This window comes from Streptomyces sp. NPDC047981 (assembly GCF_040653315.1).
Lineage (GTDB): Bacteria > Actinomycetota > Actinomycetes > Streptomycetales > Streptomycetaceae > Streptomyces.
Genome location: NZ_JBEZNQ010000068.1, coordinates 20,814 through 43,052, shown reverse-complemented (window position 1 = coordinate 43,052; position 22,239 = coordinate 20,814). Strand labels below are relative to the sequence as shown.

Annotated in this window: 22 protein-coding genes and 1 pseudogene; 12 read left to right on the top strand and 11 right to left on the bottom strand. The window is 72.9% G+C overall.

What is annotated here, in order from left to right; all coding sequences use genetic code 11:
• The 4 genes and pseudogenes from AB0E14_RS30555 to AB0E14_RS30540 all read right to left on the bottom strand — a co-directional run.
• Positions 1-200, bottom strand: a pseudogene (locus tag AB0E14_RS30555) (hypothetical protein); the annotation flags it as partial.
• Between the two features lie 13 nt (positions 201-213).
• Entirely contained in the window at positions 214-1,839 is a 1,626-nt protein-coding gene (locus tag AB0E14_RS30550; protein WP_362425349.1) for a DUF3492 domain-containing protein, read from the bottom strand.
• A 385-nt stretch (positions 1,840-2,224) separates the two neighbouring features.
• Positions 2,225-3,655, bottom strand: coding sequence for a DUF3152 domain-containing protein (locus tag AB0E14_RS30545; protein WP_362425346.1), 1,431 nt, complete (start codon positions 3,653-3,655; stop codon positions 2,225-2,227).
• Between the two features lie 8 nt (positions 3,656-3,663).
• Positions 3,664-4,704: an alpha/beta hydrolase gene (locus AB0E14_RS30540; protein WP_362425343.1), complete on the bottom strand. Its 1,041-nt coding sequence runs from the start codon at positions 4,702-4,704 to the stop codon at positions 3,664-3,666.
• Between the two features lie 134 nt (positions 4,705-4,838).
• On the opposite strand from AB0E14_RS30540, the gene AB0E14_RS30535 reads away from it, so the two are divergent.
• From AB0E14_RS30535 to AB0E14_RS30520, 4 genes are all read left to right on the top strand, one after another.
• On the top strand, positions 4,839-5,054 hold the full coding sequence (locus AB0E14_RS30535) for a hypothetical protein (protein ID WP_361964205.1): 216 nt from the start codon (positions 4,839-4,841) through the stop codon (positions 5,052-5,054).
• A 147-nt stretch (positions 5,055-5,201) separates the two neighbouring features.
• On the top strand, positions 5,202-5,864 hold the full coding sequence (locus tag AB0E14_RS30530) for a TetR/AcrR family transcriptional regulator (protein ID WP_362425339.1): 663 nt from the start codon (positions 5,202-5,204) through the stop codon (positions 5,862-5,864).
• A gap of 126 nt (positions 5,865-5,990) precedes the next feature.
• The gene (locus AB0E14_RS30525; protein WP_362425336.1) at positions 5,991-6,218 is read left to right on the top strand and encodes a DUF3107 domain-containing protein; all 228 of its coding nucleotides are present in this window, start codon (positions 5,991-5,993) and stop codon (positions 6,216-6,218) included.
• 199 nt (positions 6,219-6,417) lie between these two features.
• A complete protein-coding gene (locus AB0E14_RS30520) occupies positions 6,418-6,687 on the top strand; it encodes a hypothetical protein (protein ID WP_362425333.1) in 270 nt (89 codons plus the stop codon).
• Positions 6,688-6,793: 106 nt separating this feature from the next.
• On the opposite strand, the gene AB0E14_RS30515 is transcribed toward AB0E14_RS30520, so the two are convergent.
• Entirely contained in the window at positions 6,794-7,540 is a 747-nt protein-coding gene (locus AB0E14_RS30515) for a ferritin-like fold-containing protein (protein WP_362011224.1), read from the bottom strand.
• A gap of 487 nt (positions 7,541-8,027) precedes the next feature.
• Here AB0E14_RS30515 and AB0E14_RS30510 point away from each other — a divergent pair, with 487 nt between their 5' ends.
• Positions 8,028-10,205 (top strand): DEAD/DEAH box helicase, encoded by a 2,178-nt coding sequence (locus AB0E14_RS30510; protein ID WP_362425358.1) that lies wholly within the window; start codon positions 8,028-8,030, stop codon positions 10,203-10,205.
• A 102-nt stretch (positions 10,206-10,307) separates the two neighbouring features.
• Positions 10,308-11,180: an alpha/beta hydrolase gene (locus AB0E14_RS30505; protein WP_362425330.1), complete on the top strand. Its 873-nt coding sequence runs from the start codon at positions 10,308-10,310 to the stop codon at positions 11,178-11,180.
• Here AB0E14_RS30505 and AB0E14_RS30500 read toward each other — a convergent pair.
• Complete coding sequence (locus tag AB0E14_RS30500; RefSeq protein WP_362425327.1) at positions 11,177-12,112, bottom strand: NYN domain-containing protein; 936 nt, start codon at positions 12,110-12,112, stop codon at positions 11,177-11,179. The genes AB0E14_RS30505 and AB0E14_RS30500 overlap by 4 nt on opposite strands.
• A gap of 179 nt (positions 12,113-12,291) precedes the next feature.
• Here AB0E14_RS30500 and AB0E14_RS30495 point away from each other — a divergent pair, with 179 nt between their 5' ends.
• On the top strand, positions 12,292-12,444 hold the full coding sequence (locus AB0E14_RS30495; RefSeq protein WP_318103221.1) for a hypothetical protein: 153 nt from the start codon (positions 12,292-12,294) through the stop codon (positions 12,442-12,444).
• A gap of 91 nt (positions 12,445-12,535) precedes the next feature.
• Here the strand turns inward: AB0E14_RS30495 and AB0E14_RS30490 are convergent, their stop codons facing one another.
• The 4 genes from AB0E14_RS30490 to AB0E14_RS30475 form a co-directional block, all read right to left on the bottom strand.
• Positions 12,536-13,141: a MarC family protein gene (locus AB0E14_RS30490; RefSeq protein ID WP_362425325.1), complete on the bottom strand. Its 606-nt coding sequence runs from the start codon at positions 13,139-13,141 to the stop codon at positions 12,536-12,538.
• A gap of 213 nt (positions 13,142-13,354) precedes the next feature.
• Positions 13,355-14,215: a PHP domain-containing protein gene (locus tag AB0E14_RS30485; protein WP_362425355.1), complete on the bottom strand. Its 861-nt coding sequence runs from the start codon at positions 14,213-14,215 to the stop codon at positions 13,355-13,357.
• A gap of 309 nt (positions 14,216-14,524) precedes the next feature.
• Entirely contained in the window at positions 14,525-15,163 is a 639-nt protein-coding gene (locus tag AB0E14_RS30480; RefSeq protein WP_362425322.1) for a DUF6758 family protein, read from the bottom strand.
• Between the two features lie 121 nt (positions 15,164-15,284).
• On the bottom strand, positions 15,285-15,869 hold the full coding sequence (locus tag AB0E14_RS30475; RefSeq protein ID WP_362425319.1) for a suppressor of fused domain protein: 585 nt from the start codon (positions 15,867-15,869) through the stop codon (positions 15,285-15,287).
• A 413-nt stretch (positions 15,870-16,282) separates the two neighbouring features.
• On the opposite strand from AB0E14_RS30475, the gene AB0E14_RS30470 reads away from it, so the two are divergent.
• From AB0E14_RS30470 to AB0E14_RS30460, 3 genes are all read left to right on the top strand, one after another.
• On the top strand, positions 16,283-17,422 hold the full coding sequence (locus AB0E14_RS30470) for a magnesium and cobalt transport protein CorA (protein WP_362425316.1): 1,140 nt from the start codon (positions 16,283-16,285) through the stop codon (positions 17,420-17,422).
• 28 nt (positions 17,423-17,450) lie between these two features.
• Positions 17,451-17,960, top strand: coding sequence for a hypothetical protein (locus AB0E14_RS30465; protein ID WP_362425313.1), 510 nt, complete (start codon positions 17,451-17,453; stop codon positions 17,958-17,960).
• Between the two features lie 132 nt (positions 17,961-18,092).
• Positions 18,093-19,349, top strand: coding sequence for a CapA family protein (locus tag AB0E14_RS30460; RefSeq protein WP_362425311.1), 1,257 nt, complete (start codon positions 18,093-18,095; stop codon positions 19,347-19,349).
• 15 nt (positions 19,350-19,364) lie between these two features.
• On the opposite strand, the gene AB0E14_RS30455 is transcribed toward AB0E14_RS30460, so the two are convergent.
• Positions 19,365-20,150: a hypothetical protein gene (locus AB0E14_RS30455; RefSeq protein WP_362425308.1), complete on the bottom strand. Its 786-nt coding sequence runs from the start codon at positions 20,148-20,150 to the stop codon at positions 19,365-19,367.
• Positions 20,151-20,368: 218 nt separating this feature from the next.
• On the opposite strand from AB0E14_RS30455, the gene AB0E14_RS30450 reads away from it, so the two are divergent.
• Complete coding sequence (locus AB0E14_RS30450; RefSeq protein ID WP_362425305.1) at positions 20,369-21,640, top strand: CBS domain-containing protein; 1,272 nt, start codon at positions 20,369-20,371, stop codon at positions 21,638-21,640.
• The gene (locus AB0E14_RS30445; protein WP_362425302.1) at positions 21,630-22,217 is read left to right on the top strand and encodes a DUF1003 domain-containing protein; all 588 of its coding nucleotides are present in this window, start codon (positions 21,630-21,632) and stop codon (positions 22,215-22,217) included. Before AB0E14_RS30450 ends, AB0E14_RS30445 begins: the two co-directional genes overlap by 11 nt.
• The last annotated feature ends 22 nt before the right edge of the window (positions 22,218-22,239 follow it).

Genomic DNA, 22,239 nt, shown 5'->3' with positions numbered 1-22,239 from the left:
TCGCGGGTCGCGGTGGTGACGGGAGCGGGCACGGGGGCCGCGGGCGCGTGAGGCGGTGCGGGCCGCACCGGTCCGGCGGCGGCCTGGCCGTCCGTGGTCACGGAGACCGTGACGGCCACCGTCAGGGCCGCCTTCTCGAGCAGCGTCTCCGAGTGGGAGTCCCAGGGGCCTGGGCTCGTCGGGGCGGCGGAGCCGCGCATGGGGGTGCCTCCTTCAGGCATCGGGGGCTCCCGTTCCGCCGGTGGTGCTCACCGGCTGGTCCGCCCAGCTGCCGGGGACGTACGCCTCGGCCGGGTGGGCGAAGGGGACGCCCTCCGCGGCGCGGCGGCGCACCGGGGAACGGGAGAGAAGTTCGAGGTAGATGCCGCGGAAGGCGGCGAGGTTCTGCTCGACGGTGAACAGTTCGAGCGCGCGCGCCCGCGCCGCCGCCCCCAGCCGGTACCGGCGCTCGGGGTCGCGCAGGAGCGCGAGGCACGCGTCCGCGAGCGCCCTCGGATTGCGCGGGGGTACGACGAGTCCGGTGCCGCCGATGACCTCGACGACCGCGCCGACGTCCGTCGAGACCGTGGCCCGCGCGCAGAACATCGCCTCGACCAGGCTGATCGGGAAGCCCTCCACGACGCTGGAGAGGACGACGACGGCGCCCGCCGCGTACGCCTCGGCCAGCGTCGGCGCCTCAGGTCCGCCGATCTCCTCGAAGGAGACCGGGTTCTCGCCGACGGCGTGCGCCCCGGGCGCCTCGTCGGGGAAGAGCTGGGCCGCGAGCGCCCGGCAGTGCGCGACGTACGCGTCCGCGCCCGGCTCGCGCACCGGCGCGGCGATGATCCTGAGCCGTACGTCGGGCTGCGCCCTGCGGACGTCCGCGAAGGCGTGGAGCAGCGCGATGAGGTCCTTGGCGGGCTCCACCCGGCCGACCCAGACGAGCGTCGCCGGGTCGCCGCTCTCCTCGTCCTCGCCGACCTCGGTGAACCGCTCGGAGGCCATGCCGGGGTAGACCGTGCGCAGCCTGGCCCGGTCGGCGCCGCACCTCTCCTGCCAGCGCCTGGCGTGCGTGTTGCCGGGGGTGAGGAGCGCGGCCTGCCGGTAGACCTCGCCGGCGAGCCGCCCCTGGAAGGCGGCGAGCAGCGCGCGCACGGGGGCGGAGCGGGGCGCCTCACCGGTGGAGAGATAGTGCGCGCGGAGCTGTACGCCGTACTCGGTGACCAGCAGGGGGGTGCCGAAGAAGCGTTTGGCCAGAAGCCCGGGCAGCGCCGCGGAGCCGCCGGAGGCCGCGTGGCAGAGGTCGACCGCGCCGAGCGCCTGCTCGCCGTACCAGTCGAGTGACAGCGGGCGCAGCGCGCGCTCCAACTGGTCCACGACGTCGAGGTAGTCGGGGACGGTGGCGGCGGCCACGCCCCGGCGTGCGCCGGGCGTGCGGCAGGCGGACTCCAGGGTGCGGACGGCGAGTTCGGAGCGCAGGGCGGCGTAGAGGCCGCCGCGCTCGGCGGCGAGTTCGGCGAGGCCGTAGAGCCCCTCGGCGAACGAGGAGGCGGCGCCGGTCGTGTCGTCCTCGGCGCAGACCCCGGTGACCAGCGCGCCGAAGTGCTCGGCGAAGCGCCGCCGTTCGCGCCGGCCGTAGGTGTGGCCGTCGTCCTCGGGGGCCCAGAGCGGGGCGGTGCGGACGCAGCGGACCTGCGGGGGCAGGTCGACCCAGCCGGCCTCCTCCTGGCGGGCGCTGCGGCTGAGGGCGTACACGTCGAACTCGTGCGGCGCGAGCCCGCGCACGAGCCGGTCGCACCAGAGCCTGGACTCACCCGTGGCGTACGGGTAGCCACCCTCCGTGAGCAGTCCGATCCGCATGAGGACACCCCCGATCTCACTTGTCCGGCGGCCACCTCCGTCCGGCGACCCGCAGCGGGAAGAACGTAAGCGGATGAACCGGTGGCGCGACGGACGGTTGTCCGTCGCGCCACCGGAAGGGGTGAATGCACGTAACTTTCCCAGCCCGGTCGCGTTTCGTCGCGCTACGGGATGTTTCGCATACGCAGCGTCAGGCTGCGGCCACGGCGAAGTCCGCGCCCTTTCCGTCCGGAATGGCGGAGGCGGATTTCACCCGCGCGGAATTGCCGCGGCCATGGATATGGCCGCGACCACGGACAAGGCCGCGGCGCGGGCCGCGGCCGAATCCACGGAAACCGCGGAATTCACGCGGGACCGGCGCCCGTCGGGCACGGCCCGCCGGGGATCAACTTCCCGGATGGACCCATGGATTGGGACGGCACTTGATTCCGTCGATGTCCAGGGACTTGGTCTGCTGCTGCATCACGGGCGCGAGCGCCCCCGGCGTGCGGCAGGTGACGTGGCTGTGTCCGAGGCGGTGGCCGACCTCGTGGTTGATGAGCATCTGGCGGTAGGCGAACATCGCCTTGTCGCCGAAGGTGTCCGATCCCCGCGCCCAGCGGAAGGCGTTGATCATCACGCGGGAGGTGGACGCGGAGTCGCAGGAGACGTTGTCGACGGTGGTGTCGAGACCGGACTTCGCGCACCACTTCCCGGTGGTGCCCGGGCTGGCGAGCGTGACCACGAACTCCGGCTCTCCGGTGGAGATCCGCTCGAAGGTCATGGCGCCGTTGCCGGCCCAGCTCCGCGGGTCGTTGAGCGTCTTCTGCACGGCCTGCGCGAAGAGCTTCGCGTCGAGGCCGAGCCCCTTCTCGACATCGACGCGGTAGCGGATCTTCCGCCCCTTCCCCGGCGCCTTGTCGAAACCGGCCACGGCCTCGAACTCGCCCGAGCCCTGGAGCTTGGGGTCGATCGGGTACTGACGGGCCATCAACTGCTCGTACGTGACCGGCGCGGCGGGTGCGGCCGGCTCGGCGGACGGGGCCACGGGGTGGGACGGTGTCAGCCGGTCGTCGGAGCGCGAGGCCCCGCCGTTGTCGACGGCCCGGTCGGTGGGCCCTTCCGCCGACCGCGTGACCGGCGCACCGGTGCCCCGGTCGGTCACCTGACCGGCCACGACGACGGCGAGGACGGTGGTCACGGCGGCGGCCGCGATGCCGGTGAACGTGCGGCCCTTGCCGCCCGCCTTGGCCGGGGCCTCCTCGGGAAGCCGCTCGGGTGTGCCGGTGTCGTCCGCGTCGCTCTCCCGGCGCGGGCCGGGGATGAGCGGCGGGGGCGCGTCGGCGGTCTCGGCCGGCCCCGTCCTGCGGCGCCCCTGCCAGTCGCCGTAGCGCTGGGGATGCGGCGGGGTCTCGGTGTGCTCGGGGTGCCCGCCCCGTACGGCCGTCTCCACGGGGGCGGTGTAGACGGGGGTGCCGTGCATCGGCGTGTCCCAGACGGGTCGCCCACCGGGCGCGGGCCGCGCCGCGGGCTGCTGCCCGTACCCGCTCGGCGCCTGCCCGTAGGAACCGGTGCCCGTGCCCTGCGCGTACCCGGTCGGCCGCGCCTGCGCGTACCCGCCCCGGTCGTACGGGTCCTGGCCGTACGGGTCCTGGCCGTACGGACTCCGGGCGGGCGAACCCGGGGAGTACCCGCCCTGGGCGGGCGCGCCCTCGGCGCCCGGTGCGCGCCTGCGGCGCCCCGTTCCCGCCCCGCTCGCGCCCCGCCCCTGGTCCCGCCCCTGCGCCTGTTCGGCGGGGGGAGTGGGCGCGGCGCCCTTACGACTATGTCGTCCCACGCCCCGGATCAGCTCCTGCCGCTGTCGTCGCCGGCCGCCGTACCGGCTGTGGTCGCCGTACCAGCTTGGCTCGCCGTACCGGCTGTGGTCGCCGTGTCGGCCTCGATCAGTTCCTTCACGGCCTGAGCGACCGTCTCGGGGTACTCCATCATGGCCACGTGCCCGGCGTCCGGGAGGGTCAGCAGGCGCGAGCCGCGGAACGCGGCGGCGGCCCTGCGCGCCATTCGGTACGAGACGAGCTGGTCCCGACCGCCGTAGACGAGCAGGGTGGGCGCGAGCACCCGTTCCGCCTGCCGCCACAGGCCGTGCTGGCCACCGAGGGTGTAGGCGTCGACGATGCCGCGCGAGGTGCGGGCCATGGCGTCCCAGAAGTACGGGAGCTCCAGTCGGCGCTCCATCTCCTCCACGGCGTGCCGCAGGCCCTCCTCGGAGACCCGGCCGGGGTCTCCGTAACAGAGCGAGAGGACGCCGCGGACCCGCTGCTCGGGCGTCCAGTCCTGGGACAGTTTCGCGAACAGCGGCGCCACGCCCGGCAGGGCGAACAGCGCGGTCGGCCAGGCGGTGCGCTGGACGCGCAGCTCGGGCAGGGCCGGGGAGACCAGGGTCAGCGTGCGCACCAGGTCGGGTCGGACGGCGGCGACCCGGGTGGAGACGGCGCCGCCCAGCGAGTTGCCGATGAGGTGGACCGGACCGCGGCCGGCGGCGTCCAGAAAACGGATGACCGCCCGGGCGTGTCCCGTCACGGAGTAGTTGCCGTCGTCGGGCGGCGGGGAGTCGCCGAAGCCCGGCAGGTCGACGGCCTCGCCGTCGACCTGGTCCGCGAGCAGCGGCATCAGGGCCGACCAGTTCTGCGAGGAACCGCCGAGGCCGTGGACGTAGAGCGCGGGCGGGAGGCCCGGGCGGGTGCCGGGCCGGGCGCGCACGGTGAGCGTGAGCCCGGGCAGCGCGACGGAGCGCAGCTCCTCGCCGTCGGCGACCCGAACGGCGCGGGTCCGCGGCGTGTGCGGTGCGGCGGCGGTCCGGGTCTCCGGAAGCTCGGTCGACGACATGGCCGCAATATTACGAGACGATCACGCGGCGGCGCGTGTGTGTGGCGTCACAGGATCGGGTGCGCCGCGCGGAGTGTGCTCCTACGCTCGTAGGGAGGGCCATCGGAGAGGACCCGCATGCCGGAAGGAACCGCATGACTGTCGATCCGACCGAGCCGGACACATTCGCCGAGGAAGAGGACGTCGTGCTCGACGAGGAAATCCCTGAGGCCGACGCGGCCGAGCAGCGCGCGGAACTGCAGCAGCGCGAGGACGAGCCGCACACCCATGTCGAACGGGACTCGGCGAACGAGGCGGACTCCTCCGAACAGGCGCGCGTGGTCGCCCTCGACGAAGACGACTACCGCTGATTTGTTCGGTTTAACGTTGAATCTCCTGTCGCCCTCGGCGTCCGGTCCGTGAAATTCTGCGTCCGCACCGCGCACAGCCGGGTTACCCAAAAGTACGATGGCGGGCGCGACACCACAGCGCGCATGGATCGATTTTTGGGAGGCGGCGTGACAGCCATCGAGCAGACAGAGGCAGCACGCCCTCGGGGCACGCGCCTGCCGCGCCGCGCCCGACGGAACCAGCTCCTCGGAGCGGCCCAGGAGGTGTTCGTCGCGCAGGGGTACCACTCCGCCGCGATGGACGACATCGCCGAGCGCGCGGGCGTCAGCAAGCCCGTCCTCTACCAGCACTTCCCGGGCAAGCTCGAGCTCTATCTGGCCCTGCTCGACCAGCACTGCGAGGCGCTGCTCCAGGCCGTGCGCACGGCCCTGGCGTCGACCAGCGACAACAAGCTGCGGGTCGAGGCCACGATGGACGCGTACTTCGCGTACGTGGAGGACGAGGGCGGCGCGTTCCGGCTGGTCTTCGAGTCCGACCTCACCAACGAGCCGGCCGTGCGCGAGCGGGTGGACCGGGTGAGCCTGCAGTGCGCAGAGGCGATCTCCGACGTCATCGCCGAGGACACCGACCTGTCGAAGGACGAGTCCATGCTGCTCGCGGTGGGCCTGGGCGGTGTCTCCCAGGTCGTGGCGCGCTACTGGCTCTCCAGCGAGTCCGCCATCCCCCGCGACAAGGCCGTGGCGCTGCTGACCTCGCTGGCGTGGCGGGGCATCGCGGGCTTCCCGCTGCATCCGACGGACGGCCAGCCGGCCGCTGCCGAGGGTCACTGAGCCTTCGCCGGCGGTGTTCGCTCCTGGCGTTCCGCCGGTGGGCCGTGCGGGTCCCCTCTCCGGGCTAATGTGTGCAGCGTACGGCGCGGTAGACGCGCAACGCTGACCGTTCGGAGGGACATAGCCGTGGAGGTCAAGATCGGCGTGCAGCACGCACCCCGGGAGATCGTTCTGGAGAGCGGGCAGTCCGCCGAGGAGGTCGAGAGCGCCGTGGCCGACGCGCTGGCCGGCAAGGCGCAGCTGCTCAGCCTCACGGACGACAAGGGCCGCAAGATCCTGGTCCCGGCCGAGAAGATCGCGTACGTGGAGATCGGCGAGCCTGCCGTGCGACGGGTGGGCTTCGGCGCTCTCTGAGACAGCCGACAGGAGAAGGGCCCGGCGGATTCGTTCCGCCGGGCCCTTCGTCCGTCCGGGTGGCCCGTATTCCGCCCCCAGCGCCTGAGGGCGGAGCGAAGGTGCAGGTGGGACGGGCGGGGAGGATTGCGTTCGAGTCGCCCCGGGTAGGACGGCTACGACCGCAATGCCCGCCCCGCACCGCACGCGAGGTGATCACGTGTTCCTGGAAGCTCTCGGCGCCGCACTGCTCGGATTCGCCCTGGCCTGGGCCGCCGTGCACCGGCTGCCCGACCGCCTCCCCGCACGCACGGTCGTCCTCACGACCGGCACCCTCGGCGCCGTCTTCGGCGCTCTGGTGACCCATGGCGCCCTCGGCCCGGGCCACGCCCTGCCGACGCTCGTCGGGGCCGTGGCGATCTCGGCCGTCCTGCTCTCGCTGCTGATCCGCCCGGCCTCCCGCAGGCTGCGCCGATCAGCGGCGGCGTGAACAGCGCCGCTCCTCCAGACACCACGAGGCTCCTCCAGACACCACGAGGCCGCCGCGTCCGGCCCGGAGATCCGGGCCGTGTCGCGGCGGCCTCGCGCCGAAGGTGTCAGGCCGCCAGGCCGAGCGCGGCCATGCGCTTGGTGTGGGCCTCGGTGATCCGGGAGAACATCCGGCCGACCTCCGCGAGGTCGAAGCCCGCGGCCATGGTGTCGACGCCGCCGACGAGCATCGTGGAGAGCGCGTCGCGCTCGGCCACCACGCGCTGGGCCTGCGAGAGCGCCTCGCCCATCAGACGGCGCGCCCACAGCGCGAGCCGGCCACCGACGCGCGGGTCGGCGTCGATCGCCGCGCGGACCTTCTCCACGGCGAAGTTGCCGTGACCGGTGTCGTCGAGGACGGACAGCACGAGGGCGCGGGTGTCCGAGTCGAGCCGGGCCGCGACCTCCCGGTAGAAGTCACTGGCGATCGAGTCGCCGACGTAGGCCTTGACCAGGCCCTCCAGCCAGTCGGACGGCGCGGTCTGGCGGTGGAAGTCGTCCAGCGCCTTGGCGAAGGGCTCCATGGCGGCCGTCGGCTCGGCGTCCACGGCGGCGAGCCGGTCCCGCAGCCGCTCGAAGTGGTGGAACTCGGCGGAGGCCATCTTCGCCAGCTCCGCCTTGTCCGCGAGGGTGGGCGCCAGCTTGGCGTCCTCGGCGAGCCGCTCGAACGCCGCCAGCTCTCCGTAGGCCAGCGCGCCGAGCAGGTCGACGACCGCGGCGCGGTACTGCGGCTCGGCGGAAGCGGTGGCCCAGTCCTGGGCGGCGATCCCGGTGAGGGGCTCTTCGGCGGGCGTGGCGTTGTCAGGCGTCTCCATGAAGCGCACAATAGCCCGCCCGCCGGGGCACCCAAGGGCCTGGTCAGTCACTGTGACCGCGCCCTCATCACCAATTCTCCCAACACACATGCGCGAATCCGGGGTACAGTGGTAAAGCGCCTGCTGAGTATGCGGACAAGCTTTCGCACGTTCGGACGTACTCGGTGGGCCGACTCATGAATGAGGATGCCCGGTCGGTGGCCCGACTGGCTCCGACCCGACAGCCCTCCCCGCGCACCCGCAGGAGGGTCCCTCAGCGGCACGACGCTCGAGCGACGGCAGTGGTCCCGCGCCACCCGGCTGTGATCCATTCGTCGATCCGGCCGGAAGCGAATCGGCACGGTACGACCCCCAGCGTTCGCCTCGCGCCGCGTCTCACAGAAGAGGCAGCACCCTGACTACGACTTTCCGAGAGCTCGGGATCCTTCCCGAGACGGCCGAGGCGCTCGAAGCCGTCGGCATCGTGTCCCCCTTCCCCATCCAGGAGATGACCCTTCCGGTCGCCCTCTCCGGCACCGACGTCATCGGCCAGGCCAAGACCGGCACCGGCAAGACCCTCGGTTTTGGTCTGCCGCTCCTGGAGCGCGTCATCGTCCCCGCGGACGTCGAGGCCGGCCGGGCCAAGCCCGAGCAGCTGACCGACGCCCCGCAGGCCCTGATCGTCGTCCCCACCCGCGAGCTGTGCACCCAGGTCACCAACGACCTGCTGACCGCCGGCAAGGTCCGTAACGTCCGCGTGCTCGCCATCTACGGCGGCCGGGCGTACGAGCCCCAGGTCGAGGCGCTCAAGAAGGGCGTCGACGTCATCGTCGGCACCCCGGGCCGCCTGCTCGACCTGGCCGGCCAGCGCAAGCTGGACCTGTCGCACGTCAAGGCCCTCGTCCTGGACGAGGCCGACGAGATGCTCGACCTGGGCTTCCTGCCCGACGTCGAGAAGATCATCAACATGCTTCCGGCGAAGCGTCAGACCATGCTGTTCTCGGCGACCATGCCGGGCGCCGTCATCGGCCTGGCCCGTCGCTACATGTCGCAGCCCACGCACATCCGCGCCACCGCGCCGGACGACGAGGGCGCGACCGTCGCCAACATCACGCAGCGCGTCTACCGCGCGCACTCCATGGACAAGCCGGAGCTGATCTCCCGCGTCCTGCAGGCCAACGGCCGCGGGCTCGCGATGATCTTCTGCCGTACGAAGCGCACGGCGGCCGACATCGCCGAGCAGCTGGAGCGGCGCGGCTTCGCGTCCGGCGCGGTCCACGGCGACCTCGGCCAGGGCGCCCGCGAGCAGGCCCTGCGCGCGTTCCGCAACGGCAAGGTCGACGTGCTCGTCTGCACCGACGTCGCCGCGCGAGGCATCGACGTCGAGGGCGTCACGCACGTCATCAACTACCAGTCGCCCGAGGACGAGAAGACGTTCCTCCACCGCGTGGGCCGTACCGGCCGCGCGGGCGCCAAGGGCACGGCGGTGACGCTGGTCGACTGGGACGACATCCCGCGCTGGCAGCTGATCAACAAGGCTCTGGGTCTGGACTTCCACGACCCGGTCGAGACCTACTCCAGCTCCCCGCACCTGTTCGAGGAGCTCGACATCCCGGCGGGCACCAAGGGTGTCCTGCCCCGCGCCGAGCGGACCCGCGCCGGTCTGGACGCGGAGGAGCTCGAGGACCTCGGCGAGCCCGGCGGCCGCGGTGGCCGCGGTGGCCGCGGTGGCCGCAAGCAGGCCGCCCCCGCTGCCGAGGAGCGCCCGGCCCGGACCCGCACCCCGCGCCAGCGTCGCCGTACGCGTGGTGGCGCCGAGGCGGCCGAGACGGCCGTGACCGCCGCTCCGGCAGCGGTCGCCGCTCCGGTGACGGAGGACGCGCCGGCGGAGCCGCGCACGCCGCGCCGTCGTCGCCGCACCCGCACGGGCGGGGCGTCCACCGCTCCGGCCGCGCGCGTCGCCGAGACGACCGCCGCCGCACCGGCCGCCGCGCCGGTGGCGGAGGCCGCTCCGGTGGCCGCCGCTCCGGTCGCTGTCGCCGCCGCGCCCGTGGTCAAGCAGGCCAAGCCGGTGGACCGGGCCCCGCAGGCCGCCCCCGAGGCGCCGAGGGCCCCCCGCCGCCGCCGTCCGCGTGTCCTGCCCGAGGCGGAGACCGTGGGCTTCCAGACGGTGGAGACCGCGGCCGCGGCCCTCGCCGCGGCGGCCACGGCCGCCCCGGTCGCGGAGCCGGTCGCCGAGCCCGTGGCGCCGGCCGCCAAGTCGGCCGCCGAGCCGGTCGTCGAGGAGCCGAAGAAGGCCCCCCGCCGCCGGACGGCGAAGAAGGCCGTCGCCGCCGAGGTGACCGAGACCGTCGAGGCCGCCCCGGCCGCCGAGCCGGTCGTCGAGGAGCCGAAGAAGGCTCCCCGTCGTCGTACGGCCAAGAAGGCCGTGGCCGCCGAGCCGGTGGAGACGCCGGCCGTCGAGCCGGTCGCCGAGGAGGCCCCCAAGGCCCCGCGTCGCCGCACGACGAAGAAGGCCGTCGCCGCCGAGGCCCCGGACGCCTCGGAGCCGAAGACCGCGCCGCGCCGCCGTACGACCAAGAAGGCGGCCGCCGCTCCGGCGGAGGCCGGTGTCGTCGAGGAGGCCCCCAAGGCTCCGCGTCGCCGCACGACGAAGAAGGCCGCGGCCGCGCAGCCCGAGAGCTGACGCGCCGCCCGCACCTTCCGCGTGGCCCGGCCCCTTCCCAGGGGCCGGGCCACGCTGCTGTCCGCCCTCCGGCCCGCGCTGAACAGCGGATACAGTCGCTCCATGAGCAAGCCCCGGTCCCTGGCGCTGCCGCCGCGCACCCGTGCCTACCGGCTGAGCACCACACGCGGCGACTTCGCCGTCCTGGACACCGCGCCCGAGGGCGAGCGGCGCGGCACGGTGCTGCTGCTGCCCGGCTACACCGGCAGCAAGGAGGACTTCCTCGCGCTGCTCGGTCCGCTGGCGGAGCACGGCTACCGCGCGCTGGCCGTCGACGGGCGCGGCCAGCACGAGACCCCGGGGCCGCGCGGGCGCCACGCCTACCGCCGCCGGGCGCTCGCCCTGGACGTGGTGGCGCAGGCGGCCGTGCTCGGCGACGGTCCGGTGCATCTGCTCGGCCACTCCTTCGGCGGCCTGGTGGCGCGCGCCGCCGCAGAGCTCGCGCCGGGGGCCTTCCGCTCGCTGACCCTGCTCTCCTCGGGACCCGGCCGGGTCGCACGCCCCCAGCGGATCAGGGTGCTGGCGCTGCGGGGCGCGCTCGCGCTGCTGCCGAAGGAGCGGGTCTGGCGGGCGACGCGCTGGCTCGACAGCCGGGGCGAGGAGCCGGGGGTGAGCGACCCGCCGGAGATCGTACGGTTCCTGCGGCGCCGCTGGATGCGCACCCGGATCGCCCAACTGGCGGGCGCCGGGCGGCTGTTGCTGCGCGATCCGGACGGTACGGCGAGGCTTGCCGCGCTGCCGATGCCGGTACACATCGTGTACGGCGCGGACGAGATGGTCTGGCCGACGCACGGCCTGGCCGAGGCCGCGGCACGGACGGGCGCGCACCACACGGTGGTCGCGGGCGCGGGCCACTCCCCCAACGTCTCGCACCCGGAGGAGCTGGCGGCCCGGCTCGCGGCGTTCTGGGACGGCCCGCCCGAGCCCACCCCCTAGGGGAGCTGGAACTGCGCCTGGAGGTGCTGCCAGAACCCGTCGCGGAGCGCCCTGCGCAGCGCCGCGTGGCCACGCAGGGACCGGCCGAGGAGCCGCTCGGCGTCGATGAGGAGTTCCTGGTCGACCGGTCCCGGCAGGTACGGGTGTCCCGGCAGCAGCTCGGCCAGCGCGTCGCTGCCCCGCTGGGCGATCCACATGGCGGCGATCTGGGCGCCGACGAAGCGGACCTCGTCGCGCGAGGGCGGTGGTCCGCCGTCGTTCTCGTACGTCGTGACGGGCCGTCGGGTGACGTAGGGGCGCCAGAAGTCGAGGTCGAAGGTGCGCCGACTGTCGACCTCCCAGAGCAGGGGCTCGGCCTGGTTGGGCCCGTCGGCTGACTCGATGCCCCAGAGGTGGACCCGGGCTCCGTAGCCCTGGGCGGCCTCGACGGCGGAGACCAGGTCCTCGTCGCCGCCGACGAGCGCGGCGTCGCTGATCGCGCGGTGGCGGGCGAGGGACTCCAGGTCGGAGCGGATGAGGGAGTCGACGCCCTTCTGCTGGTTGTTGGCGTTCAGGTTGCCGAGCCGGACCTTGACGTCGGGGAGTTCGGCGATGGACTGCTGCTCGGGCGTGTGGATGCGGCGCCGCGCGCCGTCGTACCAGTAGACGCGCAGCAGCCGGCTGTCGGCGAAGATCGTGCGGGCCTTGTCGATGAAGGCCTCGATGAGCCCTTCGGCGTCGAGGTCGAAGGAGCGGCGGTCCTCGGTGCCCGCGACCAGCAACCCGGCCGCAGCATAGACGTAACCCGCGTCGACGAAGATGGCATGGGTCGAAGGGGTCTTCGCCACTTCGGCGAGCATCCGCCTCAGGAGCTCATTGGTGAGCTCCAGGCGGTCGCCCAGCTCGGCGAAGGGGTCCGGGGACGGCGTGCGGGGTGTCTCTGCGTCGTTCATACGGGGCTCATTCTCCGCCCGGCACCGGGCTCCCGCCACCACCCCCCACGATAGTAGTTAGCCATCCGAAAAATTTCCTTAGCGTAGGGAATGTTTGCAGGATGCATGTCGTTGGACCCTCTGTAACACGCACAACAGTTCTCCATCAGGAGGATCAACTCCAGACGAAGGGAGAAGCCATGCGCTTCGAAATCCTGCGACTCGACGACATCGACGGCACGCCCGTCGACCGGACCGTCGTGGACGCCGCCTCCGTCAACCGGATCGTGCAGCAGGCCGCCTCGATCGGCCAGCGCATCTGGATCCGCCCGGCCGACACCACCGCCTCGTAACGAGGTACCCGCCCGCACGCACCGCGCCCCCGCATGGACTCCGACGACCGGAATCCGTACGGGGGCGCAGTGCTGTGCGGCGCGGGAGGGGCTACGCCCCCTGGACGATCTGCATCACGCCGTTGATGATCTGCTGCACGGCGATGGCCGACAGCATCATGCCGGCGAGCCGGGTCACGAGCACGACACCGCCGTCCTTGATGACCCGGATGATCAGCAGCGAGTAGCGCATGGTCAGCCAGAGCACGACGTGCATGGCGACGATCGCGGCCCAGACGGAGACCTGCGCGCCGACGCCGTCGGCGTGCTGCACGGCGAGGATGACGGAGACGATCGCACCCGGGCCGGCGAGCAGCGGCATGCCGAGCGGCACGAGCGCGACGTTGACGTCCTTGGTCTGCTTGGGCTCGTCGGTCTTGCCGGTGAGCAGGTCGAGCGCGATGAGCAGGAGCAGCAGACCACCGGCGATCATCAGGGCGGGGACGGAGACGTGCAGATAGGCGAGGATCTGCTGCCCGAGGATCCCGAAGACGGTGATGACGCCGAAGGCGACGGCGACGGCCTGCCAGGCCATCCGCCGCTGCACCTTGGCGGGCCGGCCGGAGGTGAGGCCGAGGAAGATCGGGGTGATCCCGGGGGGATCCATGATCACGAACAGGGTCAGAAACAGCGAGCCGAATACGGCGACGTCGAACACGGTGTGCCTTGCGATGAGGGGTGTACGAGGGGGTGGGCGGGCATGGGCCCGCGCCACGGCTCCGCCGCGCGAGGGCGCGGTGGCGGGTGACAGGTGAAGGGGTGGGGGGACCACCGGGGTCAGGGGTGACCCCCCGCGCGGAGCGGTGCGGGTACGTCCCCGAGACGCGGGGAGGGCCGGGGCGCGGCTACGCCCCTGGTCCTCCGAACGGCCCTAGGCCGGTCCGCCCGTGCCAGGGACGGGGAAGGCGCCGGTGGCGCGGCGCGTGATCTCGCCGTAGATCTCGGGGTCGGTCGTGTACTCGCCGAGGGCGCAGGTCTTGCGGCTGCCGTGGTAGTCGCTGGAGCCCGTGGCGAGCAGCCCGAGGTCCTGAGCGAGCCCGTGCAGACGGGCCCGGGTCGGCTCGTCGTGGTCCATGTGGTCGACCTCGATGCCGTCGAGGCCGGCCTCCGCGAGGCGGGCGATCGCGGCCTCGGGGACGACCTCGCCCCGCTTGACCGCGAGGGGGTGCGCGAAGACCGTGACGCCGCCGGCCGCCTTGACGAGCCGGATCGCGTCGAACGGGTCGAGCTCGTGCTTCTCGACGTACGCCCGTCCGCCGTTCGCCAGCCACTCGGGCGTGAACGCGCCGGACACGTCCGCCACGACGCCGAGTTCGACGAGCGCCTCGGCGACGTGCGGGCGGCCGACCGAGCCGTCCCCCGCGATCCGGGCGACCTGGTCCCAGGTGACCGGGACGCCGAGTTCCTGGAGCTTGCCGACCATCGCCCGGGCGCGCGGCACCCGGTCGTCCCTGACCAGCTCCCGCTCGGCGGCCAGCGCGGGCTCGTCGGCGTCGAAGAGGTACGCGAGCATGTGCAGGGGGACGCCGTCCATGCGGCAGGACAGCTCGGCGCCGGTCACGAGGGTCAGACCCTCAGGCAGCGCGGCGATCGCGGCGGCGTGGCCCCGCGTGGTGTCGTGGTCCGTGAGGGCGACGACGTCCAGGCCGGCGGCGGCCGCGTTGCGGACCAGCTCGGCCGGGGTGTCCGTGCCGTCCGAGGCGTTGGAGTGGGTGTGCAGGTCGATGCGCACGACGTCGTACTCCAGGTCTCGGGGCGGGCGAACGAGGGGACGCTCCAGCATAACGGGCGAATAAGGCCGATCGGCCCCGCACAACGAAGGCTTCGAGCCACACCCGCCCCGCAGACTCAAGCCGCGACACCCCTGCGACCCCTGGATCCCAAGGCTCCACCGGCCCCGCAGCCACTGGAACGCAAATCTCCACGGGCCCCGCGCCCACGAGAACCCAAGCTCCACGGACCCTGCGACCCCTGGAACCCCAAGCTCCACTCGCCCAGCGACCCCGGGAACCCCAAGCTCCACGCGCCCAGCGACCCCGCCCTAGGTCAGCAGCCGCGGTGTGAGGGCGCCGCACGGCAGGAGTTCGACCTCCGCGCCCGCGTCGCGCAGGTCGGTGAGGACCAGCTCGTCGTACATGAGCAGTCCCGACTGTTCGGGCCACACGATCGCCCAGAGCCACAGTCCACGCGCCTCCCCGGCGAAGACCGCGCGGTCCTGCGGGGTCCCGCTCACGTGCCAGAGCGGTGTCGGGCGCCCGGCGGCGAGGACCTTGGCGTGCGCGGGCTTGTCGATGGAGAGACCGCTTCCGGGGTCGGGGCCGTCGAGCCCGGCGTACCGCGCGCCGAGGCCGACGCCCAGCTCCTCGGCGACGAGCAGCAGCTCACCGATCCCGCCGAGCGGCCCGGGCCCCGAGCAGGCGACGGCGGTCGCGCGTCCCCCGCTGCGGTCGTCACCGGCGTACGCGACCCCGGTGAAGAGCCACCCGACGGGGAGCGGCCACGGCATCCAGACCGGCACCTGGGCCCGGTGCACCACGACACCGAGGGCCTCGACGCTGGGCGGGATCACGGGCTGCAGCGGGTGCACCGGGCCATGCACCGCGCACTGCCAGGAGTCGGCAAAAAGACCGGGCGCCCTGACCCGGCCACCGCACCTCGGGCAACTGGGTTCGCCCCTCATAGAGCCCAACGGTCCTACCCCTCCGCGCCCGCGTCAAGGACGATCACCCGTCCGGACCGACCAGTTCACCCCGAGTGGCAGGTACAACGATCAACCACCGGCGCGACACGCCGGACCGGCGTCAATCGAGGGTGACCGAACGGCGGAGCGGATCGCGCAGGTCCGTGCCCTGGATCAGCCAGCGCTCCTCCAGCGCCTGCGCTCCGTGCACCCGCTTCCACGCCGCCTCGTTGGAGGTCATCGGCAGCAGCGGAAGGAAGCGGACGGGGTCCAACGGTTCGTCGAGTTCCAGGTCCTCCACCAGGCCGCCCGACTCCGCGACGAGGACCGAGCTGAACGGGGCCCCGGGCCAGAGGGGTTCACCCACGTCGAGCGAGGCGCCCGCGGCCACGACCACGCCCTCGACCTGCGGGGTCGAGGCGAGCACGGCGAGCGGGCGCAGCACCTTGTCGGTGTCGGCGAGCCCGGCCCGCACCGAGAGGACCAACTCGGCGCGCGGTCCCTTCACCGGGTCGGCGAGCGCGGCCGTCGGGTCGGTCATCGGGTGCGCGGACATGCCGAGGGTCGCGTACCGGACGATGTCGCCGTCCAGGAAGCGGAGCACCTCGATCCGGTCCGTGCCGAGAAAGGTGACCGCGGCGCGCGCGTCCGGTTCGCCGAGCGCCGTACGCAGCCGGGCCTCGACCAGAGCAAGAACTTCTCCCATGCGGCGAGCATAAAGCGCGTATGAAACGGGCAAAGAAAGGGATTGGCTCTCTGTCGGCTGATAGTCTTGGCCGGTGGTCGGTACTCCCGACCACTCGTCATCCCCCACGGGGGACCGGCCGGAGGAGGTGGGACTGTCGTGAATCGAAGTCGATCGGGCAGTACCAACCGCTCTTCCGCCCCGCACCCGAGCCCGGTGCGTCCCTCCCGGTGATCTGAGCCCTCCGCATCCGGTCCGCCCACCATCACCCGGCATCTCGCACGACGGAAGAGCACTTCGCCTTTGCCTGTCTGTAGCGAACGCCGTCACCGCGACCTCGCGGTGCCGCCCGCTTTGTGGACGACGTAGCTCCACGTCCTCATTCCGGGCTGTGCCACGCCTCGCCGACGGCTTCTCCGTGAAGGAGCATGCCCATGTCGATGATCCGAGACCTGCGTGCCGCGGTCCGCCCCTCCCTGCGCACCTCCCTGCGCAAGCCCGCCGTCGCCGGCGCCTCGCCGTACGCGAACTACGACGCGACCCGTGACCCCTCCGCCTCCAGCGCCGTCGTCGACTGCGCCGTCTACCGCGACGGCCGTCGTGTGGACGACCGCGCCTGCCTGACGCCGCGTGGCGCGATGCGCCAGGTACGGGAGAGCGGCGGCTTCGCCTGGATCGGGCTGCACGAGCCGACCGAGGCCGAATTCGCCGGTATCGCGGCCGAGTTCGGGCTCCACCCGCTCGCCGTCGAGGACGCCGTCCACGCCCACCAGCGGCCCAAGCTGGAGCGGTACGACGACACGCTGTTCACCGTCTTCAAGACGATCCACTACGTCGAGCACGCCGAGCTCACCGCCACCAGCGAGGTCGTCGAGACCGGCGAGGTGATGTGCTTCACCGGCCCCGACTTCGTCATCACCGTCCGGCACGGCGGACAGGGCTCCCTGCGCAACCTCCGCCACCGCCTCCAGGGCGAGCCCGAGCTGCTGGGCAAGGGCCCCTCCGCGGTCCTGCACGCCATCGCCGACCACGTCGTCGACGGCTACATCGCGGTCGCCGACGCCGTGGAACTCGACATCGACCAGATCGAGATCGACGTCTTCTCGCCGCCCGCGAAGGGCTCCACGCGCGGCACGGACACCGGGCGGATCTACCAGCTCAAGCGCGAGGTACTGGAGTTCAAGCGGGCGGTCAGCCCGCTCCTTCGCCCGATGCAGCTGCTGAGCGAGCGCCCGATGCGGCTCGTGGACCCGGACATCCAGAAGTACTTCCGTGACGTCGCCGACCACCTCGCGCGCGTCCAGGAGCAGGTCGTCGGCTTCGACGAGCTGCTCAACTCCATCCTCCAGGCCAACCTGGCGCAGGCGACGGTCACGCAGAACGAGGACATGCGCAAGATCACGTCCTGGGCGGCCATCATCGCCGTACCGACGGCGGTCTGCGGGGTGTACGGCATGAACTTCGAGCACATGCCGGAGCTGGAGTGGAAGTACGGGTACCCGATGGTGCTCGGCGGCATCGCCGTCATCTGCTTCGCCATCCACCGCACCCTCAAGCGCAACGGCTGGCTGTAGGGCGCGGCGCGCTCGGTAGGCTGCGCGCATGACAGACACGCTGCTCGGGCCCGCCCTCGTCGAGGAGGCCACGAAGAAGTCCGGCCTCATCTGGGTCAGGGGCGACGCCCCGGCCGCGCGGGCCCTGTGGCACGTCTGGCACGAGGGCGCGGCGCACGTCGTCGGCGACGGTCCGGGCGAGCAGCCCCTCCCGGGTCTTGTCGCGGGCGCGACGGCCGAGGTCACCGTCCGCAGCAAGGACAAGGGCGGCCGGATCGTCGCCTGGACGGCGGCGGTCTCCGAACTGGCCCCGGGCACCGAGGAGTGGGACGCGGCGGTCGCGGAGCTGAAGGGCAAGCGCCTGAACGCGACGGACGGCGAGGCCATGCCCGAGCGGTGGGCCCGGGAGTGCCGGGTGCTCCGGCTGACCCCGTTCGCGTCGACGACCGATCTGCCGACCGGCTCCCTCGCGGCCGTCCCGCAGGCCTCCGACGCGATCACCCGGCGCCCCGTCCCCGCGGCCCTCCCGCGCCTGCTGCTGAAGCGCCGCAAGCGCTGAGGCCCCCGAGGGACAGGCGGCCGGACGGCGGAATCTCGCCGTGCGCGATCCCCGGGCCTCAGGCAACCTGACTGGCAGCGGACGCATCCGCTCAGCTGACAGCCGGTGAACTCCCCAGGATCGGGGCCCTTCATGACGAGCGATCCCGAGATACCCCGACGGTGGCGGCGGCGGGCGGCCACCGCCGTGGCGACGGCCGTCTGTCTGGGCGTCGTCGGCGCGGCCGGCGCCTGGCTGGCGTTCGGCTCCGACGGCTCACCCCGCTCGCACGGCGCCACAGCGGGCGTCCCGCAGGCTCCGACGGCTCCCGACGGCCCCGCGGGCACCACCCGACCCCCCGGCACGGCCGCGAAGCCCGCCCCCGGCCAGGAGGCCCGCCCGTTCACCCTGGTCGCGACGGGCGACATCATCCCGTACCCCTCGATCATCCAGCGGGCCGCCGCCGACGCGCAGGGCGGCGGGCACGACTTCCGGAAGATACTCGCGGGTGTCCGGCCCATCGTCTCCGGCGCCGACCTCGCCCTGTGCCACCACGAGGTCCCCTACGGGCCCCCGGGCGGCCCCTACACCGGCTACCCCACTTTCACGGCGCCGCACCAGCTCGCCGACGCCCTGAAGGAGACCGGGTACGAAGGCTGCTCGACCGCCTCGAACCACACCCTGGATGCAGGCTTCGAGGGCCTGAAGCGGACCCTCGACGGGCTCGACCGGGCCGGCCTGAAGCACGTCGGCTCGGCGCGCGACGCCGAGGAGGCCAGGAGACCCGCTTGGTACACGGCCGGCGGCGCGAAGGTGGCGCAGCTCTCGTACACGTACGGGACGAACGGCATACCGCTCCCCGAAGGCAGGCCCTGGGCCGTCAACCTGACCGACCGGCAGCGGATCATCGACGACGCGCGGGCCGCCCGCAGGGCGGGCGCCCAGGTCGTCCTGCTCAGCGTCCACTGGGGCACCGAGTGGCAGGAGGCCCCGGACGGCACACAGCTCGCACTGGCGCGGGCCCTGACGGCCTCCACCACGGACGGGCTGCCGGACATCGACCTCGTCCTCGGCACCCACAACCACGTGCCGCAGCCGTACGAGAAGGTCAACGGCGTCTGGGTGGTCTACGGCATGGGCGACCAGGTCGCCAGCTTCTACCAGGCCGAGAAGCGGCGCGGCAACATGTCCTCGATCCCGCGCTTCGCCTTCGGGCCCTCCGCGGAGCACCCGGGGAGGTGGACGGTGACGAAGGCCGAGTACCTCACGCAGTACTCCGCGATGGGCCCGCCGTTCCGCGTCGTGTGCGCCTCGTGCGACACGCGGTACCCGGACGTCGACGCCCGTGTCACCGAGGCCGTGCTGTCCCGGGGCGCGGCGGCCCAGGGGCTGACCCGCGCCACGAAGTAGCGCGGGGCACCGGGCTCAGGTGCGCGGCAGCTGCTTGCCGTAGTCGAGCGTCTCGCCCGGTGCGGGGGCCTCCAGCGGGAAGTCCTTGTCCCACTCGGACAGCACGACCACGCCCGCCCCGCCGCCGCGCGCGAACTGCAGCGGGAACGGGGTGCCTTCGAGGGCGACGTCGAGCGTGCCGCCCTCGCCGTCCTCGCCGCCCTTGACCTTGACCGTGCGGATGCCGCCGATCTTGTCGCGGTCGCCCTTCACGACGTCGCCGTGCAGCCCGATCAGCCCGTCCAGGAGCAGGTCCATGTCGGTGAAGCCGCGCAGCTGCTTGTACGAGGGGTCGTCCTGCGGCACCTTCACGTACTTGTCGTCGAGCTTGTCGGCTGCCTCGCTGTCGGCCTCGGAGGCGTCGGCGCTCGCGGAGGGCGCCGGCGAGCCCTGGGCCCCTCCCTCCCCGTGCGTCCAGAACGCGGCGTCGGCCTTCAGGTAGAGCTCGTCACCGATCCGCAGCAGCTCGAAGGTGCTGCTCTTCGTCGTCACCGAACCGCTCGCGCCGTCGTCCTTGAGCCGCATGTTCAGCTTGAACGTGCCGCCCTTGCTGACGAGCGTCCCGGCCAGCCGGACCGCCTTCGCGCCGTCCGCCGCCGTCTGCGCCTTCTGCTCGATGGCGTCCGGGGCGAGCTTCCCGACCCCGTTCGTCCCCTCGTCCGGGTCCTCCGCGCAGGCGCCGAGTCCCGCCGCGAGACCGGCGCACAGCGCCAGCGGCAGGACGGCCCTGCGGATGCGCGAGGCAGTGAGGAGTGCGGTCACCGGCGCGGCCTCTTGTCTGTCGTCGACGGTCGGGGGGTTCGTCGAGGGTGGGGGGACGGCAGCACGCAGCGTACCCGGGCCGCGTGGCGGGGCCACAGGCAGCCGTACGGGTGCTCTCACCAAGGCGCCACGGATGACCACGGGCTAGCCTGAATCCGGCATACCTCAGCATTGACCAGCATCGACCCGAATCGTGCGACACCGAGGAGGCGCGTGGCATGGTGGCAGGCGCCCCCCGGATCTTCGTCTCGCACCTCGCGGGCCTGCCCGTCTTCGACCCCAACGGCGACCAGGTGGGGCGGGTCCGCGACCTCGTCGCGATGCTCCGGGTGGGCCGTCGCCCGCCCCGGCTGCTCGGCATGGTGGTGGAGGTGCTCAGCCGCCGCCGGGTGTTCGTGCCGATGACCCGGATCACCGGTGTCGAGTCCGGTCAGGTCATCACGACGGGCGTGGTCAACATGCGGCGCTTCGAGTCGCGCCCCACCGAGCGCCTCGTCCTCGGGGAACTCCTCGACCGCCGCGTCCGGCTCGTCGAGACCGACGAGGAGGTCACCGTCCTCGACATCGCGGTCCAGCAGCTCCCCGCCCGCCGCGAGTGGGAGATCGACCGGGTGTTCGTCCGGCGCGGCAAGCCGGGCGCCCTGCGGCGCAAGGGCGAGACCCTCACCGTCGAGTGGTCGGCCGTGACCGGCTTCTCCCTGGAGGAGGAGAGCCAGGGGGCGGAGAGCCTGGTCGCCACGTTCGAGCGGCTGCGCCCGGCCGACCTGGCCAACGTGCTGCACCACCTCTCCCCCAAGCGGCGCGCCGAGGTCGCCGCCGCCCTCGACGACGACCGGCTCGCCGACGTCCTGGAGGAGCTGCCGGACGACGACCAGGTCGAGATCCTCGGCAAGCTCAAGGAGGAGCGTGCCGCGGACGTCCTGGAGGCGATGGACCCGGACGACGCTGCCGACCTGCTCTCGGAGCTGCCGGAGGAGGACAAGGAACGGCTGCTCACCCTGATGCAGCCCGACGACGCCGCCGACGTGCGCCGGCTGATGGCGTACGAGGAGCGGACCGCCGGCGGTCTGATGACGACGGAGCCGATCGTGCTGCGGCCGGACGCGACCGTCGCGGACGCGCTGGCCCGCGTACGGCAGCAGGACCTCTCCCCCGCGCTCGCCGCGCAGGTGTACGTGTGCCGCCCGCCGGACGAGACGCCGACCGGCAGGTACCTGGGCACCGTGCACTTCCAGCGGCTGCTGCGGGACCCGCCGTTCACGCTGGTCAGTTCGCTGGCCGACAACGACCTGCCGCCGCTCGCCCCGGACACCCCGCTGCCGGCGGTCACCAGCTATCTCGCCGTCTACAACATGGTCGCCGCGCCGGTGGTGGACGAGAGCGGGTCGCTGCTCGGCGCGGTCACGGTGGACGACGTGCTCGACCACCTGCTGCCGGAGGACTGGCGCGAGGCCGAGTTCCACGAGGAGGGGGTGACCCATGACACCTGAGCGCACGCGCGAACGGGACAGGGAACGGGAGCTGGAGAAGGAGCGCGAACGGGAGCGGTCCATGCCCCGGATCCGGCTCGACCTGCCGCGCGAGCGCCGGGCGAGGCTGCTGCCGGAGTACGACCCGGAGGCCTTCGGCCGGCTCTCGGAGCGGATCGCGCGCTTCCTGGGGACGGGGCGGTTCATCGTCTGGATGACGGTGATCATCATCCTCTGGGTGCTGTGGAACATCTTCGCGCCCGGCTCGCTGAAGTTCGACGAGTACCCGTTCATCTTCCTGACGCTCATGCTGTCGCTCCAGGCCTCCTACGCGGCCCCGCTGATCCTCCTCGCGCAGAACCGGCAGGACGACCGCGACCGGGTCAACCTGGAGCAGGACCGCAAGCAGAACGAGCGCTCCATCGCCGACACCGAGTACCTGACCCGGGAGATCGCGGCGCTGCGGATGGGCCTCGGCGAGGTCGCCACCCGCGACTGGATCCGGTCGGAGTTCCAGGACCTGATCAAGGAGATGGACGAGCGCCGCGATCTATTCCCCGGCGCCGGCGGTCGGGGACGTGACGTACCCGACCGCTGAGAGGTCTTTCCGGTGCCCGTGG